The 14,904-nt window shown below is 65.7% G+C and carries 13 protein-coding genes, 2 pseudogenes and 1 riboswitch; of the genes and pseudogenes, 8 read left to right on the top strand and 7 right to left on the bottom strand.

Features of this window, described 5'->3' with window-relative positions; all coding sequences use genetic code 11:
• Nucleotides 1–520: 520 nt before the first annotated feature.
• Nucleotides 521–688: a hypothetical protein gene (locus tag K4G64_RS40225; protein ID WP_260460644.1), complete on the top strand. Its 168-nt coding sequence runs from the start codon at nt 521–523 to the stop codon at nt 686–688.
• Nucleotides 689–922: 234 nt separating this feature from the next.
• Here K4G64_RS40225 and K4G64_RS18810 read toward each other — a convergent pair whose 3' ends face one another.
• From K4G64_RS18810 to K4G64_RS18825, 4 genes are all read right to left on the bottom strand, one after another.
• Complete coding sequence (locus K4G64_RS18810; protein WP_221757177.1) at nt 923–1,987, bottom strand: lipopolysaccharide kinase InaA family protein; 1,065 nt, start codon at nt 1,985–1,987, stop codon at nt 923–925.
• A gap of 2 nt (nt 1,988–1,989) precedes the next feature.
• The gene (locus K4G64_RS18815) at nt 1,990–2,739 is read right to left on the bottom strand and encodes a protein phosphatase 2C domain-containing protein (protein ID WP_221757178.1); all 750 of its coding nucleotides are present in this window, start codon (nt 2,737–2,739) and stop codon (nt 1,990–1,992) included.
• A gap of 155 nt (nt 2,740–2,894) precedes the next feature.
• Entirely contained in the window at nt 2,895–3,569 is a 675-nt protein-coding gene (locus K4G64_RS18820; RefSeq protein ID WP_221757179.1) for a hypothetical protein, read from the bottom strand.
• Between the two features lie 25 nt (nt 3,570–3,594).
• Nucleotides 3,595–4,608: a hypothetical protein gene (locus K4G64_RS18825; RefSeq protein ID WP_221757180.1), complete on the bottom strand. Its 1,014-nt coding sequence runs from the start codon at nt 4,606–4,608 to the stop codon at nt 3,595–3,597.
• Between the two features lie 202 nt (nt 4,609–4,810).
• Between K4G64_RS18825 and K4G64_RS40230 the strand changes: the two genes are divergently transcribed.
• Nucleotides 4,811–4,999 carry a hypothetical protein gene (locus tag K4G64_RS40230; protein WP_260460645.1) on the top strand — a complete coding sequence of 63 codons (189 nt, stop codon included), beginning with the start codon at nt 4,811–4,813 and terminating at the stop codon, nt 4,997–4,999.
• 222 nt (nt 5,000–5,221) lie between these two features.
• On the opposite strand, the pseudogene K4G64_RS40235 reads toward K4G64_RS40230, so the two are convergent.
• Nucleotides 5,222–5,410, bottom strand: a pseudogene (locus tag K4G64_RS40235) (transposase); the annotation flags it as partial.
• Between the two features lie 537 nt (nt 5,411–5,947).
• Between K4G64_RS40235 and K4G64_RS18835 the strand changes: the two are divergent.
• From K4G64_RS18835 to K4G64_RS18850, 4 genes and pseudogenes are all read left to right on the top strand, one after another.
• Nucleotides 5,948–6,674, top strand: a pseudogene (locus tag K4G64_RS18835) (cobalt-precorrin-4/precorrin-4 C(11)-methyltransferase).
• Between the two features lie 412 nt (nt 6,675–7,086).
• A riboswitch (cyclic di-AMP (ydaO/yuaA leader) is annotated at nt 7,087–7,208 on the bottom strand.
• A 1,006-nt stretch (nt 7,209–8,214) separates the two neighbouring features.
• Complete coding sequence (locus K4G64_RS18840) at nt 8,215–9,132, top strand: hypothetical protein (RefSeq protein WP_221757182.1); 918 nt, start codon at nt 8,215–8,217, stop codon at nt 9,130–9,132.
• A 139-nt stretch (nt 9,133–9,271) separates the two neighbouring features.
• Entirely contained in the window at nt 9,272–10,036 is a 765-nt protein-coding gene (locus K4G64_RS18845; RefSeq protein WP_221757183.1) for a TIGR04255 family protein, read from the top strand.
• A 10-nt stretch (nt 10,037–10,046) separates the two neighbouring features.
• Nucleotides 10,047–10,820, top strand: a complete 774-nt coding sequence (locus tag K4G64_RS18850; protein WP_221757184.1) for a hypothetical protein — start codon at nt 10,047–10,049, stop codon at nt 10,818–10,820.
• Between the two features lie 138 nt (nt 10,821–10,958).
• Here the strand turns inward: K4G64_RS18850 and K4G64_RS18855 are convergent, their stop codons facing one another.
• Entirely contained in the window at nt 10,959–11,291 is a 333-nt protein-coding gene (locus tag K4G64_RS18855) for a hypothetical protein (protein WP_221757185.1), read from the bottom strand.
• Entirely contained in the window at nt 11,278–11,775 is a 498-nt protein-coding gene (locus K4G64_RS18860) for an RNA polymerase sigma factor (RefSeq protein WP_260460646.1), read from the bottom strand. The genes K4G64_RS18855 and K4G64_RS18860 overlap by 14 nt, the downstream gene beginning before the upstream one ends.
• A gap of 1,555 nt (nt 11,776–13,330) precedes the next feature.
• Here K4G64_RS18860 and K4G64_RS18865 point away from each other — a divergent pair.
• Nucleotides 13,331–13,891: an RNA polymerase sigma factor gene (locus tag K4G64_RS18865; protein ID WP_221757187.1), complete on the top strand. Its 561-nt coding sequence runs from the start codon at nt 13,331–13,333 to the stop codon at nt 13,889–13,891.
• Between the two features lie 259 nt (nt 13,892–14,150).
• Nucleotides 14,151–14,882, top strand: coding sequence for a metal-dependent transcriptional regulator (locus K4G64_RS18870; protein WP_221757200.1), 732 nt, complete (start codon nt 14,151–14,153; stop codon nt 14,880–14,882).
• Nucleotides 14,883–14,904 lie beyond the last annotated feature (22 nt).

Below are 14,904 nucleotides of genomic sequence, written 5' to 3' on the forward strand. Positions count from 1 at the left end.
CACCCCCGACACCGGACCCCAGTCACGCGATTACATCTGCGCGAACTGCGACGAGGAGTACCGCTCCTTCGACCCCGCCTGTCCAAGCTGCCGCATCCCCCCGTGCCCCGACTGCGGCCGCTGCGCCTGCCCGCCCCGGGGCACTGAGCGCCTCTGCCCAGGATGCTTCATTCGGCACCCGCCTGCGATGTTCCCCGCAGGCAGCGACCGCTGTCGCGACTGCGACTGACGCCTCGCCGCTTCCCATCTGCACCACTTCACCCCTACCCGCGAGTTTCATCGTCCGTCCCAGGCGAAGCACCCCACCCAGGGGTGATCGCGGATCTCGGGCGCCGGCCGCGGGCGCCGTCGGAACCTCGCCGGCAGGAATCAAGAACGATGGCTATTCAGATCACCGCGGTGCGCCTGTCGACCGGCGGCACCACGCACGAACACATCACCCATCTGTGGTGGACCGAGCAGGCGTCCGGCAAGACCGGCGGATCCGGACACGTTCTCACTGGTCATCGATGCATCTTCCATGATCGGGAGTTACACCGAACGTCTTACAGTCCCGGCCTTCACCGTCCGCCCCGCCAAGACCGCCTACCTGCACGCCTCCGGCAGCCGCACCGACTCACCCGGCATCCGCCGCGACGTCATCCAGCGCGCCGACCACACCGAGGAACGCTCCTACGGCTTCGCTTAGACCGGCGGCTTCGGCGCCGCCGACCTCGCCCGCCGCGTGGATGCCGCAGCCGGCGACGTCACCACCGCCGTCCACCAATGGCTGGTGGAGAGCGGTCGCATCTACCCGGACGCGCACGTCCTCCACCCCGAGATCCGCACCTCGCGGCCCCGCTGACCGAACCCACCCACTACCGAAGACGCGCCCTGGCAGCGGTTGGCTGCAGCGGATGGCTTCCGCGTCCTACTCCGGCACTCAGCGCGTGTGGGTGAGGGAAAGCACGACCAGCGTGATGACCACGAGCGCGGCAAGGAGCAGCAGCCGGGCTTTAGGGGCACGCGGCGGCGATAGACGTCTGAACCATTTCGCAGGGCGAGGCTGGCTGGGCCGGTACTGCGGCCTGCTGGAAGCCGTCGGGCTGGGCCTCCACATGCGCTGAGGCAGTGTCTGGCTAGCTGCTTCTGCCGAGGCTTCGAGCTCGGATTCCAGCGGTGCCACCCATGCGCTGATTTGCGGTCGGGCTGCGGGAGGGGCGGTGGTTGTCGCCATGGCTAGACGCCCAAGAGCGGGCGACACCTTGTGCAAGACCCGGAAGTCATGGGTGTCTTGGTCTTGAGCGAACAGCCTGATGGCCATGAGGGTGAATTTGTAGGAGTCAGAAGCTGGGGTGGACAGATCCTCACCGCGGGGGACTTGCCAGCCAGGTGTCTCGATCGGAGGTAGAACGTGTGCCCCTCGAATGCTCATCGAGTCGCAGTCGATCAGATAGCAGCGAGGCTCATCAGCTCGCGAGAAGAGAACGTTCTTCGGCGACAGATCGCCGACAGTAACGCCGATGGTGTGGAGACGTGCAATGAGCCGACACAGGTCGAGCAAGAGGCGAAGCCGGGCTGTACGGTCAAGGGCGATCCCGAGGCGCTTCTCATAGTCCGAGCCGTTCAGGAGGAATTCGATGCCTGCTGCTTTCGAACGTCCGTGGATGTCCAAGGTGTAGCGCGGGGGAACACCTGGCATGAGGAAGCCGGAGACAATCCTGGAATCTTCGTACACGGCTGCCAGCGGCCAGGCCAGGCGTTCACGGATGAGATCGGCGTCCGCTGTGTCCAAACTGGCGGGGAACGCGATGAAACGCCGCAGAGCCGCATCGTCGACCTGACTTCTGATGCTCGGCACGTAGTGCTTGAAGACAAGATCCCTGGGAAGCCCGGGAAGTTCAGCTGGCGGATGGTGTAGCCGCGAGACGGTTCCCACCCCGCCCTGGCCGACAACGGCTCCGATGTCGAGATCCCCGAAACGGACAATCGGGAGTACGTCACTCACGGTCAGTCCCGTTCTCGGTCCTGGGCCCAGATCGCCAGCATCGTCCGGTCGTCTTCGAATGATTCCCGGGAGAAGTCCAGGAGATACGCAAAGTCATGCGGATTCGGCGGGGTGGCCAGATGTTCGGCGAAGAAGTCGCCCACAAGGTTTTTTCCGTCCGCGAGGGGATCGGCGAACCCATCAGTCGCCACCACGAGAGCTCCCTCCCATGGCAGAAGCACTGTCGACACCTCAATGGCTGACGGCACTCGCGGAAGCGCGACCACCTCCGTGCTGACAATGTCGAGCGGCTGGTCGTTCGCATAGAGCGGTGTGAAGCGCCCCTTCTCAAGCGTCCATGCCGATGAGTCGCCGACTCGGGCGAGTACGACCTCCAGACCGCCTGGCACAGGACGTGCGACTCCTGCGATCAAAGTAGAGGCCAGCATCCCCTCCGCGGCAGCAGGATCCGGTTCTGGAGCGCCCAGCATCTTCGCTGCATGCTCAACCAGTTGCCACGCGACACTCCGCAACAGGTGTCCCCAGTCGACAACGCCTGCGTTGAGAGCGATCTGCCTCAGCGCCTCATCTACCGCGCTGCGGCAGGCCAACGCAGCCCCCACATGTGGGTCGGAGGCGTCGGAGACTCCGTCGGCAACGGCGAAGACCAAGGAGTCGTGGTCGGCGTCGTAGAACGCGGCAACATCGTCCTCACGGGGACGCCCCTCGTAGCGGTGGCCGGGGCCGCGTGTCGAGGCCAGACGCAGTGTCATCCGGTCGGTCGACCAGCCATCGCAGATGGTGTCCGGCCGATATGAGCTGCGGGTCGGCGGGCGTGGCTCGAAATCTATTCCAGGTCGGCCTAGAGCCAACGGCGAACGCGGCACAGGCGAGGGTTCCTCGATGCGCTCGGTGGACTCAGACCGCATCAGATCACATCAATTGCCACGGTGAAGCCTTCCGGTTTGTCGACGACCAGCTGGGGAGCATCTGAAGACAATGAGCGCCCCGAAGCAATCACGCTCTTGGTGAGGGAAGTGGTGAATCTCGACAGAGCCTGACCTACGTCCATTCCGCGGTTGGCGATGAAGCCGAAATCCGGCGATGTTGCCACCGCACTGATGACGTACGGGTCGGCCTCTCCAATTCCAACAGTGATGATGTTGGGAGAGGCAGGCATGATGCTCCGGTCGAGTCGTCGGTGAGCTGACTCCCAGTTGTCGATTCCGTTCGGTTTGCCATCCGTAAGCATGAAGACGGCCGGTCGGTGGACAAGGTAGCCCGCTGAACTGAGCTCTCTCACGTCCCTGGGAATACGCTCGGCGAGATCATCGAAGAGTGCGGCGAAGTTGGTACTTCCCCGTGCTTCCCACAGATCCGGCAGCTCTGACGTGCGCAGGTCCATCAAGTGGCTCCGCTCGATCACGTCGTCAGAGAATCCGAGTAGTGAAATGCGTACTTTGGCGGCAGCCATCGGTTCACCGAGCAACGTGGCCGCAAGGCTCCGGATCCCGTCGTTAAGATCATCCAGCCACGGCGCCATCGACCCTGACTCATCCGCAACGATGTAGATGACCAACACATGGCCGCGTGCCTCGGTCATGGCTATCCTTTCCCTTCGTCGAACTTCACGGCCCCGTAATATCTGATGCATCATCAGTTGCCGACGTTCGTACCTCGTCTACACAAAAGCCTGCGTTCAACGCCCGGCCGGCGAGGACCATGCTTCCCATCAAGGCGCCCATCGCGATTCCGGCCCCGCAGCCGAGGAGTAGACCTTCAACAAAGTGCGTTGCACCAGCCCCGGAGGCGGCGGTACCCGCGGCGAGGCCAACGAGGCCCCCGACCCCCGTCAGGCCAGGGGTGGGATGCCGTACTGCTAAGGAGTCTGAGCCTTGGTGTCGGGCGAGCCCCGCCATGACCTCTCCTGTGAAGAGTCCTACTATGATCCCCGCAACAGGGCCCGTCGGGGCCCAACCGCCCAGGACCTGGCTGCTGACGAGGGCGCTGACCACCCCTCCGGCGAGCAGGCCACAGACTGAGTAAAGAAACAGAGTCAGAGTCAACCGCACCCGCGTCGACGCGGCGACGGAGTCGAACCCATTATCCGCCCTGGCCTCGGCTGGTGTGACGGCCTCTGACTGGTCGGTTTTCTCCTCGTGATCGAGGCTTGCGACCTCGCCCGCGGCCGCTGCTGCTCGAGCCGACGCGATCTCCACCTGTGCGTCCCGCCACGCGGCTGCCACAGCCTGCTCCGACTGGGCGTCAAAAATTGCAGTCGGCGACAATGGCGGTGGCGCGTTGTCCTGTTGTGCCTGGCCCGTCCCGGGACCACTTCCCACGTAGAGAGAGTGCAGTCGCTTGATCAGTATATCGACGTCGTGTTCGACGTAGATCGACTGCTCGGCTAAGCAGCGGATGAGACTGTCCCACCGACCCCACCGTGGGTTGTGATGGCCCCTGAGCATCCGTCCGATGGTGGACCGGCTCAGAGCCTCGTCGTTGCGTGCGATGAGCACTTCCAGCCGACGATAGGAGGGACTACCGGCCTCGCGGTACAGAAGGCTCACCTCAGAGACGAGTTCAGGAACCGAAGGGCGCGGAGCCGAAAGCGGACGTCTTGCGGCGTTCGGCTGCTCCATCGCACTCCCCTCAGGCAATGGGTCCACCTGACATCTTGAGACACTGTCTCACCCTGTCCCAACAGAGTGTCAGGCCGTGGGGCGATAGGGCTATACGTCATCTCTCGTCTGTTCTGGGCGCGTTGCGTCACCCGCTTCGGCAACCCCCAAGGCTGGTTTGAGAGGAGGGATACACGTTCCTCCCAAACGAGAGGACCTCGTCATGAAGAGCTCTGAACGTAAGCCGAAGCAGGCCAGGACCACCACTCACGATCTTGCTGCCTTTGTGGCGACGCTGGTGACGGGCGTGATTCTCATCCTGGTCGCACACCTGAATGCGGCCGACCTCGCGACCACTCTCGCCGCCGTCTCCATCGGCTATGCGAGCTGGCGGCGCGCGCTGCACGCCTAGTGCTGCTGGGGATGCTGGTCGCAGCCACTCGTTGAGGACTGCAGCCAGCATGGTCTCGCGCCGCGCCAATGAACGAGTACGAGGGGAACGGAGGGCCTGGAGCGGGCGTGGAAGGCGCGACCGTGCGCGTTCTTCGACATCCACGTTGTCGATCAGGTGATCACGGAGGTCTGCAAAAGATCGCCGCCCAGCCGTACGGCACGCTTGCTCCAGCTCGTCATTCCCGCCGGCCGGTGCGGTCCCTGCCCGACGGACACGGGAGACCCAGCTCGCCAGGGTGGTCTCGTTGATCCCCAGATCCTCAGCGACCTCCGCGATCGTCTTGCCGGTCTTCGTGACGATCCGCACAGCCCCCTCACGGAACTCCGGATCGAACTTCCTCTCAACTTCCCCTGCAGTCACAGTCTTCACGCTACGAGGGGAGGGACAAGTGGCATCAGCCCAGGACAGCCTCGCGGTATGAGGATCAAGAATAAGGAAGCGTGGTTGGTGCCGGTGTTGGGTTCCGCCGCCCGGCCCGAGGGGGCCGGGCGGCTCAGGTACCTCCGCAGGCTGGATTCAAAGTTCCGATGTCCTGGGAGCTGGGCGGTGCCTGAGGTCCCCGGCATTTTCAGGGACGGGCCGCTCGAGCTGACAGCGGTGCGCGCGGCGGGAGGGCCGTGCCGTTGAGCCCGCGCGAGCTGGGGCGGGGGCCAGTCACATTTTTGGGTGATCAGAAGTCCACCAGGAGGGTGAGATAGGCGAGCGCGAAGAGGATTGGTACGCACTGCTCGACAAGGGGCATGGGTAGGTAGCGAGACCCGTCCCTGCCAGCGCCGACAGCTGTCCATTCCGCGCGGTACCAGGGGCCGGCGGGCAGCCGCTCCTCAGTGCGCTGATCACTCGGAACTTGGCCGAGCTGAGCTGCTGGTAGGAGCGCAGGATCCAGTACCAGGCGCCAGCAGACAGATGACCGTGTACTTCATCGGTGCTGGCCCCGGTGCCGCCGACCTGATCACGGTGCGCGGCGCCAGGCCCCTCGCCGCGTGCCACGTTTGCCTCTACGCGGGCAGCCTGGTGCCGCGCGGGCTGCTGGCGGAGTGCCCGCCCGACGCCCGTCTGGTGGGCACCGCGCAGCTCAACCTGGACGAGATCACCGCCGAGCTGCTCCGGGCCCACGAGGAGGGCCATGACCGGCGACCCGTCCGTGTTCAGAGCGGTCGCCGAGCAGATGCGGCGGCTGGACGCGGCCGGGGTGCCCAACGTGCCGGGTGTGCCCGCCTTCGCGGCTGCCGCCGCCTCACTGAAGCGGGAGCTGACGGTGCTGGCCGTGGGCCGAACCGTCATCCTCACCCGGGTCGCCAACCGGGCCACCGCCATGCCGGAGGGCGAGGACCTGGCCACCCTGGGCTGCAGCGGGGCGCTCATCGTGCTGCACCTGGCCGCCAAGTACGTGGACCGCGTGGTCGGGGAACTGCTGCCGCACTATGGCGCCGACTGCCCCGCCGCCGTTGTCGCGTACGCCTCCCGCCCCGACGAGCTGATCATCCGGGGCACGCTCGACGAGATCGCCGCACAGATGAAGGAGGCGGGCGTGCTGCGTACCGCCGTCATCATGGTCGGGCGGACGCTGGGGGCCGAGCAGTTCCGCGACAGCCACCTCTACTCGGCGGAGCGGGAGCGGCAGGTCTGCTGAGCAGGGACTCAAGGCGACTGTGCCAGTCCGGGCGCCCATATGTTTCTTGAAGGACGTCACCTTGCGGGTTCGGAGTTAGCGCCGCTTGCGCTTTGGTCCGTCGGGCTGGGGGCGCTGCCCGTCATCTGACGTGGACAGGGGCGGGAGTACGGCTGTGACCCAGGTCGTCCACGCGGTGACCAGCCGGAGGAGGTCCGACCTCCGGTCCGAGGACAAGAACGGCCAGAGGAGCCACGTGGGACCCATAAGAAGGATCATGCATATGAGGCCGATAGCGCACAGGGTGGCCGTCACTGCGGCTACCGCCCGAAGGGGTAGCCAAGGAAGCACGAACATGCGTCTTCTCCAAGTCTCATCGACACGTGTGGCTACACGTTGTTGACGGACTCGGCTCTGAGTGGTCGCGGGCGCCTAGCGGGTTAGCTGTCGGACTCGGACGACTCTCGCCCTACGGCGGGCTGACTGCCTCCCTGCGGTCTTCACCTGCCGATTCGCCCCGGATACCTACGGGTCCCCGCCTCCGTTGTGGGGAATGTAAGTCGTCAAACCCTCTCGGTCCAGCGCGCATTGGAGCAAAGGGAGCGCACAAGAGTATGTGCGCCGCGTCGAACTGCTCACGCGCGCCACGAGGGCGGTTCCGAGCCCCGACCGCCACAGCGCAGTCGGGGCTTTGCCCTCGCGAGCGGGGGAACCGCCTGGGCCAGGTGGCCTCTACTCCGCGAGGGGCTCGGCAACCTGGGGGCGAGCTAGGACGAGGCGGTCACGGACCCTCCGGCGTTGCTTGAGCCGCTTCTCGCGCGAGAGTGTCGCCAGATACTCCGCGACCCGATACGGCTCTCCGGCTCGTCCGGTTTCGGTGGCTCGCGGTGCTCGCGCTTCAGCCACCTGGCCTAAGGGTCTGCGAGCGACTTGATCGGCTCGACATCGAAGCCGAGCACTGGATGGCCATAGTGGCCTTCCAGGTCCATCAGAACGGGCCTGTTCAGCCGGCTTCCGATCTCTCGCAGGAAGCCGCAGAACACACCGGTCTACGAAGAAATCGCTATCTTCAGCCGGCACGCTCCTTCGCTTCCCTACCCTGCACTACGTATCCAGCCTCGGAGGGCCCGTCAAGCCCGACGGGTACTGCGCACTTTGCTGAGCTTGCTGGCAGGCCTCGGCGTGCTCCCACCCTCAAGCCTCGAGCCGGTTCGGCCATGAATGCTCCGTCTCACCGGCAGAGAAAGCGCGTTGCCCGGCTGCGACAGCATCTGTCGCGCCGCGCGTCGGCTCGCCACCGGAGAAGGGTGACCTGGCGCCTACGCCGCAGGTGCAATTACAGCGTGACAGATTCACCTGTTCGGGTGATTGAGTGTGGAGGGGCGGTACGTTTTCGCTGGTCGCTGGGGTGCGGCTGGCTGATATGGCCGGGCTGGATGCGCGCGTGTCGACGAGTCCCCTAGGGTAACGGTTCGTGCTGATGGGGTAACTCAGTGGCATAGGCGGGGTGTACGGACAGCAAGACCGGCCTTCTTGCGAGGCTGAGGGGGGCGGGGGCGCCATGAGCCTGGGCAGCTTCGTGGATGGTGTGCCGGCGCGTGAGTCGTGGCCGGCTGGTATCTGGGAAAAGCTGGAACGCTTTGTGCAGGGGCATGTGGTCGCGGCGCCGACGTTCAGTTTCTACGGAAGCGTGCAGGAACCGCTGAACTCGGTATCGGCCGCTTTTGCCGCCAGCGGTCAGTTCAAGGGCGAGATGGTCATGCAGGTCCCCGAGGGCCAGGCGCCCCAGTGGGCGATCATCACGACGGCGACTTGTGACATCGCCGAGCCGGGTGTGAAGAAGCCGAAGAAGCCCTTCGTCCAGGTCGCACCGGTGGTCAACCTTGAGCGCATGGACCGCGGGCAGCAGGGACACGTTCGCCGGAACAGGGTCGGGCACTTCGTGTACCTGCCGGCCCTGGCCGCGAGCCAGAGCGATCTGTGGGTGGCTGACCTGCGCTACGACCAGCCGGTCGAAAAGAGCTGGCTCGCCGGACAGGAGCCGGTGGAGGTCTTCGATAACGAAGCGCAGCGTGACCAGTTCGGCAAGGCACTGGCCTGGGTCAGGGACCGTCCTGCGATGGGACAGGTCTTCATCGACCATGTGCAGCGTCCGCTGCAGCTGGCGTTCCAGAGGCTCTTTGCTGAGAACAAAGAGCTTGGTGTGCGTATCGATGAGGAAGTGAGCGAGTGGGCGGTGCAGGCGGATAGCCGTCTGGACCCCCACCGGCTGGCGATCTTTGTCATCAGTGGGGGAGGGGTCAGCGGGGAATGCCGGGAGTGGTGGCAGGTCGCGGTGGACGGGTTGCGTGAGCAGGCCGCCATGGCTGGTCTGACGATCACAGGCCCCGTCTTTGCCGACCTCTCCACTTATCCGGCCGCCGAGTATCTGCAGCTGACCGTCTTAGGGCGCCTGCACAGCGATCTCAGCAACAGTTGACGCATTAATAGTCCAAATTACCAATTTGCCTGTTTTGTGTTGACGAGCAGGTTGCCGCGCGAGATAGTCGGGAGTGAAAGTTCGTGAAAGTCTGTCGCCCAACCCCACGTGACGGCTGGCCGAGGAAGCGAGGGAAGGCATGAACGCCAAACCCTCCGCCCTGCCAGTGGACGAATTGGACCTCACCCGTCCCCCGGTCTCCCTGGTGGTCTGCCAAGTCCGCCATGAAACCCTGCCAGCGGCCTGCAGCCCCGCTGCGGCCCTGGCTATCGACGCCGCGCTCGGCTGGGACACCCGACTCGAGGAGCACCAGCCCCTGCCCGCCCCCCTTGCGGACACCGAAACTCCGTCCGCCCCGCCTGTTGGTACCGTCGCGCGTGGCTGGCGGATGCAATCCGTCGACGGCGAGTGGAGCGTCACCGTTCAGGCAGACCACTTCACCATTGAGACCTCCTGCTACCCGGGCTGGGAGGCGTTCCTCCGTAGAGCGCGCACTCTGGTCGAGGCCGTCCAGGCCACCGTCCAGCCGGAGATCGAACAGCGCATCGGCCTGCGCTACGTCAATCAACTGCAGCACCCCGACGTTGCCCAGCCCGCCGACTGGCGCAGTCTCATCAGCGACGCCCTCTACCAGGACGCTCTCTACACCTCCGCTGGCGCCGACCTGCAAGCCGCCATGCAGGTCGTCGACCTGCAGCCCGAGCCAGCCCACCGCATTGTCATGCGCCACGGCTTCCAGCTCCGCGAAGGCCTCGCCTACGTCCTGGACAGCGACTGCTCACGTCAAAAACAGCGCACCTTCGACACCGAGGCCATCATCGCCTCGCTCGAACACCTGCACTGCCTGGCTCGCAGCGCCTTTGTCTGGGCCACCACCAAAGACCTGCGCACGTACTACGCCTAGGGGGACAACGATGGACGTAGCAAAAGGGGTGCTTGGCGCCTACAGCAGAGACTGGTGCATCGACGAGACACCCGTGACCATGCACCCGCCCGGCCCCGACCGCAGCCTCCAGCTGGCCCAGGCAGCAGCCCAGACCATTCGCCGCGACCTGCCGCGCTTCCTGCAGGCTCAGCAGCCGCAGACCTGGTCGCAGACGTGGGCAGCCATGGTCCACGGCGGATTCACCGTGACCGAGCGGCTCCTGCCCCCAGCCGCCGCACAACGCCCGACACCCGACTGGACGAGCTCCCCGCAGGAAGAGGCCGCCCACGACACCTCGGCCGCTGCCGACCCCGGGCGCCAGCGCACGCAGGCCGCCGTCAAAGCCATCCGCGACATCGCCCGCTGGCTTTGCGTTTCCCCCGCACAAGCCGCCCGGCTTCTGGGCCACCTCCGCAACTACTACAACTGGATCAAGGGCGATTTCCACCCCAACGCGGCCTCCCTGGCCGGCCTCCACGAAGCCCACGCCCTGGTGCAATCCCTCATCCAAGCGGAAGGAGAAGCGAGAACCCGCGCCTGGCTAGCTGCCCACACAGGCGGCAAGCCTCGCCAGAACTACCTCGCTGACTCCGTAGGACGTGCCGAACTCGCCCGCCAAGCCCGTGACATGCTCTTCCCCCCGGCTCCAGTCACCCGCTGGGAACCCGACGAGGACATGGACTACGACGCACCACCCCCACCCGCTCCGTCCACCACTACACCTCTGCGCTCCGGCACATCCCTGCCCCCCAGGAGCCAGTAACCTGCCGACGCCCGCCTTCGCAGTAGACGGCAACCGGCCGGTAAGAAGACGAGAGCAGCCAGGGGCATCGTGCCGACCTCTGGGGTCGCATCTGCGTGACGCCCCGGCCACCTCCCACCGACACAGCATGCCGGGCTTTCACCCCCAGGCATTCAGCACTGACTGTTGCCGGTGGTGCAAGAGCAGTTGCCGTGCGGTGAGCAGAGCCTGACGGCTGGCGCGTTTCGACGCGGCGAGATGCCGCCGCGCTGCGGTGAGCTGTTCGTCTTCTGCGGTGGCGTGTATGTGCCGGGCGTGCACGATTTCCTCGTAGGTCTGCAGGACGTGTGCTCTGACGCGCGTTTCTGCAGCCCGGATCGCTTCCTCGCGGGCTGCGCGGACGGCTGCGTCTTCGGGCTCGGACAGATCGTACGGGTCGGGCCGGTCTGCCTGTCCACCGTGGTTCGACAGCGGAAGATCACGTGTTTCCACAACGCTGCAGCATCTGTGGTTCGAGTTTCCTCGTCACAAGGCCACTGAGTAGGGCAGCCGCGGCGACCAGGCCGAGGGAAGCTGCGTGCAGGGATTTCTTCAATGTTGCCGATGCCCGCCAACGGTGCTTGGCTACGGTGCCAGGGCTGGTGCCCATCAGTGTCGCTGTCTCCTGCTGGGTGTATCCGAGGACAGCGGTCGACCATAGGGCCTCGGCCTGACGGCGGGGGAGGTCTGCCACGGCTTGACGCACGATGACCTGCTGGTTCGTGCGGTCGCTGAAGTCGTCGACGCATAGCTCGGCCAGGTAGTCGTCCGCCTGCTGACCAGCGTCCTGCCGACGCCGGAGTCGGATCTGTCGGACAACCTCGCGGCGGGTGGCTTTCCACAGATAAGCCCGCGGCTGTTCCGGCTCACTGCCGGTGCCCAAGGCCTGGGTAAACACCATCTGGACGATGTCCTCGCCTGAACCTTGCCCGTGCATATCCGCGCTGCAGCCAGCTCACGGTCGGCCCACCGCGTCAGCTCACTGCGACAGGCAGTGTAGGCGTCGTGCCAGGTCTGGTGAGAATGCGCTACGTCTGCCACGGGACCTCCGTGTCTGCTAGAGGCGTCAGTGGCCGGCACGGGTGCTCAGACCTCGACCCCCCGGCCGCCGCTATGCCCCATGCCTGGGCGCTGCCAGGAGCCCGATGGCGCAGCCCACCAGTGTTGTTGAACGGCTCAGTCAACCTGTCCGTCCTGTTCATGCTCTGCTCCTTCGGTTCGGGCGTCCGGGGCCGATGGGAAGAATCCGGCCGTCTATGAAGTGAAGAGGACTCCGGCCGCAGTTCTCTTGGCAGAGCTCCTGACTTTTTACCGGGTGGCGCGCGCACCACCCGCCGCGCCCCCGAGGACGCCAACGCACCTTTCCGTCAGTACGTCGCCTGTCCCGGCATCGCCCAACGCGGCTCTCCTCGACGCGCTCCCTGTCTTCCGCTTCACTCGGCCGATGGACTGCTTCAGATGCTCGCGCTGCGCGGCCTCGGTGACCGCGACCGCAGGCCCGATCGCGGCGGCCGGCCGCGCAGCGCGAGCCATCTTTCTGTCCTGGAGATCAGCCGCGCAGGGCAGTCAGCGTCGAGTGCAGCCAGTCCCTTGGCGGGAGGCTGGACGCCCTGGGCCATGTCAGGTCCGCCAGATGTGCAAGTCCTCGCGGACGGAGGTCTCGCGCTCGGCTGCGGTGCCGGCGGGCCCTCGGGCCGCGGTGATCTTTTGCGACTCACAGCACGTCATGCACAGTCTCGGCGACCGGCCGCAGGTGGCTGATGACGGCCAAGAGGCAGCCTCAACGAGGCTCCGCTACTCGAGCGCGGGGCTGGCTCCAGGGCTGCTGGATGCTGGGGTAGGCAAGCCGGGCAGCAGAGTTGGTGAGGGCCCTGGTCTCCGACGCGGCGGGAGAGAACTAACCCCGGGGCAGGGGGCTCATCACGACTTCCCAGCGATCTGATGGCCTTCCTCGATGACGCCCACAGCCGAGGCGTCCTGCGACAGGTCGGCCCGGTCAGCCGGTTCCGGCACACGACCTGCAACGGCACCTTGCCCGCGACGTCCTTAGCAATCCCATCCGGCCAAGTCCCGTGATCCTGCCCGAACAAGCGGCTGAGGGCAGCAGGGGGCCTTGCATTAGCCGCCGGTGCTTGCCCAGAGGCACTCGTCCAAGCAGCTCGGCACGATGCACCCGCTTGAGCCTTTCGTCGCGGCCTAGACGGATTGAAGATCCCAAAGCTCTAACAGACGTGCGCAGTTGTAGCGACGGAGAGCGGTGATCGTGATGGGGGAGCATGCGTGGCCGGCGGTCTTCACACTGCTGCCCGTGCTCGGCACGATAGGGGGTGCGGTTGCGTACCGGCTGCGCGAGCGTGCTCGATGGAGCGCAGTGACCGCCGTACTCAGGCAGGGACGTGACGGAACCCAGGTGCGCTTCAAATCGGTCGACAGCCAGGGAAGGGCGACAACAGAGTGGGAGATCACCCTTCCCCCGGCGGTCGGGAGCAGTGATGAGCGCGGCAGCTGACGAGCCCCTGCTCCCCGAGCCGCAACCAGCAGCAGATACGTGGGAAAGGCAGATCGAGGAACTCTACGAAGCCTTCCACCCCGCAGTGCTGCGCAAGGCCACGCTGGCCTCAGCAGGGTGTACCGCGGACGCCTGGGACGCCACCCAGCACGCTTTCATCAAAGCGTGGGAACACATGCATGACCATCAGCTCAACGAGATCGTCAACTGGAAAGGATGGCTGATCAAAACGGCCGTCCGGCATGTGCTGTTCGCTCGCCGGCACGACACCCGCCACATTCCCCTGGACGACACCGAACCCGCAGACAACCGCATCCTCCTCGAAGATCATGTCGTGCTCAAAGAGGCCTACCAAGGCATGCTGGAAGCAGTCGGCCAGTTGAGCGAACGGCAGCAACAGGCACTTGTCCTCGTCCACATCGCTGGCTGTTCCACCACGGAGGCCGCCGCCGACATGGCAGTCTCCGAGAGCACCGTACGCAACCTCATCCACCAGGCCCGGGCCAGACTTCTCGCCGCGAACGGGGAGGAGAACGATGACTGACGACGCCACCACGCCGCAGGACGCACTCGACAAGGCCCTGCAGGACACAGAAGCAGCCGTCGGCCAGGCCCTGGACGTCGCCTTCAACTCCCGTGCCGGACTTGAGCAGATCAAAGAGGGGATCCGTCGCTCTGCGTCATCTTCTGGCACAGCGGTGACACCCCCGGCCTCACCTGTGCGGGCTCAGCCGCCCGTTTCTTCCGCGACAGAGTCGGCCGAGACAGAGGAGTCTCTCAGGGACAAAGGATGGCGGCCGTCGATGGTCGGCGGTGCAGGACCGAACCCAGGGTCTCCGCCACTGGACCTGGTCGACACCACGAAGATGTATCTCCGCACCATCTTCGAGCTGGAAGAGGAAGGCGTCGTTCCCATGCGCGCCCGGATCGCGGAGCGGCTTGACCAGAGCGGTCCGACGGTGAGCCAGACCGTGGCGAGGATGGAGCGCGACGGCCTGGTGGAGGTCGCGAAGGACCGGCATCTGGAGCTGACGGACGAGGGGCGGCAGCAAGCAGCGCGCGTCATGCGCAAGCACCGGCTCGCCGAATGTCTGCTCGTCGACGTCATCGGCCTGGCATGGGAGCAGGTGCACGCCGAGGCCTGCCGCTTGGAGCACGTGATGAGCGAGGCGGTGGAGCGACGCATCCTGGAGCTGCTGCGCCACCCCACCGAGTCGCCGTACGGAAACCCCATCCCGGGCCTGGAGGAGCTTTCTGAGACAGACACAGCCGTTTCGTTCCTGGACGACGAGGGCATGGTGTCGCTGTCCGAGCTGGACCCAGGTCTGGACGGTAAGACCGTGGTCGTCCGGCGGCTCGGTGAGCCGATCCAGACCGACGTCCAGCTGATGTACACGCTACGGCGGGCGGGAGTGCAGCCTGGTTCCGTGGTCAGCGTGACCGAGTCGGCTGGAGGGGTCCTCGTCAGCGGCGGCGGCGAGGTCGCAGAACTGGGCGCGGAAGAAGCTTCGTTCATTTTTGTCGCGAAGCGGTAGCGCGGCGGCCCTGTGCAGTGCT

Origin of the sequence: Streptomyces sp. WAC04114, from assembly GCF_019733245.1 — a bacterium.
Classification (GTDB): Bacteria; Actinomycetota; Actinomycetes; order Streptomycetales; family Streptomycetaceae; genus Streptomyces; species Streptomyces massasporeus_A.

Bases quoted from the DNA above. Each gene is read 5' to 3' on its own strand.
- K4G64_RS40225 (WP_260460644.1), top strand. From the start codon at position 521: ATGATCGGGAGTTACACCGAACGTCTTACAGTCCCGGCCTTCACCGTC.
- K4G64_RS18815 (WP_221757178.1), bottom strand. From the start codon at position 2,739: ATGACACTGCGTCTGGCCTCGACACGCGGCCCCGGCCACCGCTACGAG.
- K4G64_RS18820 (WP_221757179.1), bottom strand. From the start codon at position 3,569: ATGACCGAGGCACGCGGCCATGTGTTGGTCATCTACATCGTTGCGGAT.
- K4G64_RS18825 (WP_221757180.1), bottom strand. From the start codon at position 4,608: ATGGAGCAGCCGAACGCCGCAAGACGTCCGCTTTCGGCTCCGCGCCCT.
- K4G64_RS40230 (WP_260460645.1), top strand. From the start codon at position 4,811: ATGAAGAGCTCTGAACGTAAGCCGAAGCAGGCCAGGACCACCACTCAC.
- K4G64_RS18840 (WP_221757182.1), top strand. From the start codon at position 8,215: ATGAGCCTGGGCAGCTTCGTGGATGGTGTGCCGGCGCGTGAGTCGTGG.
- K4G64_RS18845 (WP_221757183.1), top strand. From the start codon at position 9,272: ATGAACGCCAAACCCTCCGCCCTGCCAGTGGACGAATTGGACCTCACC.
- K4G64_RS18850 (WP_221757184.1), top strand. From the start codon at position 10,047: ATGGACGTAGCAAAAGGGGTGCTTGGCGCCTACAGCAGAGACTGGTGC.
- K4G64_RS18860 (WP_260460646.1), bottom strand. From the start codon at position 11,775: ATGCACGGGCAAGGTTCAGGCGAGGACATCGTCCAGATGGTGTTTACC.
- K4G64_RS18865 (WP_221757187.1), top strand. From the start codon at position 13,331: ATGAGCGCGGCAGCTGACGAGCCCCTGCTCCCCGAGCCGCAACCAGCA.
- K4G64_RS18870 (WP_221757200.1), top strand. From the start codon at position 14,151: ATGGTCGGCGGTGCAGGACCGAACCCAGGGTCTCCGCCACTGGACCTG.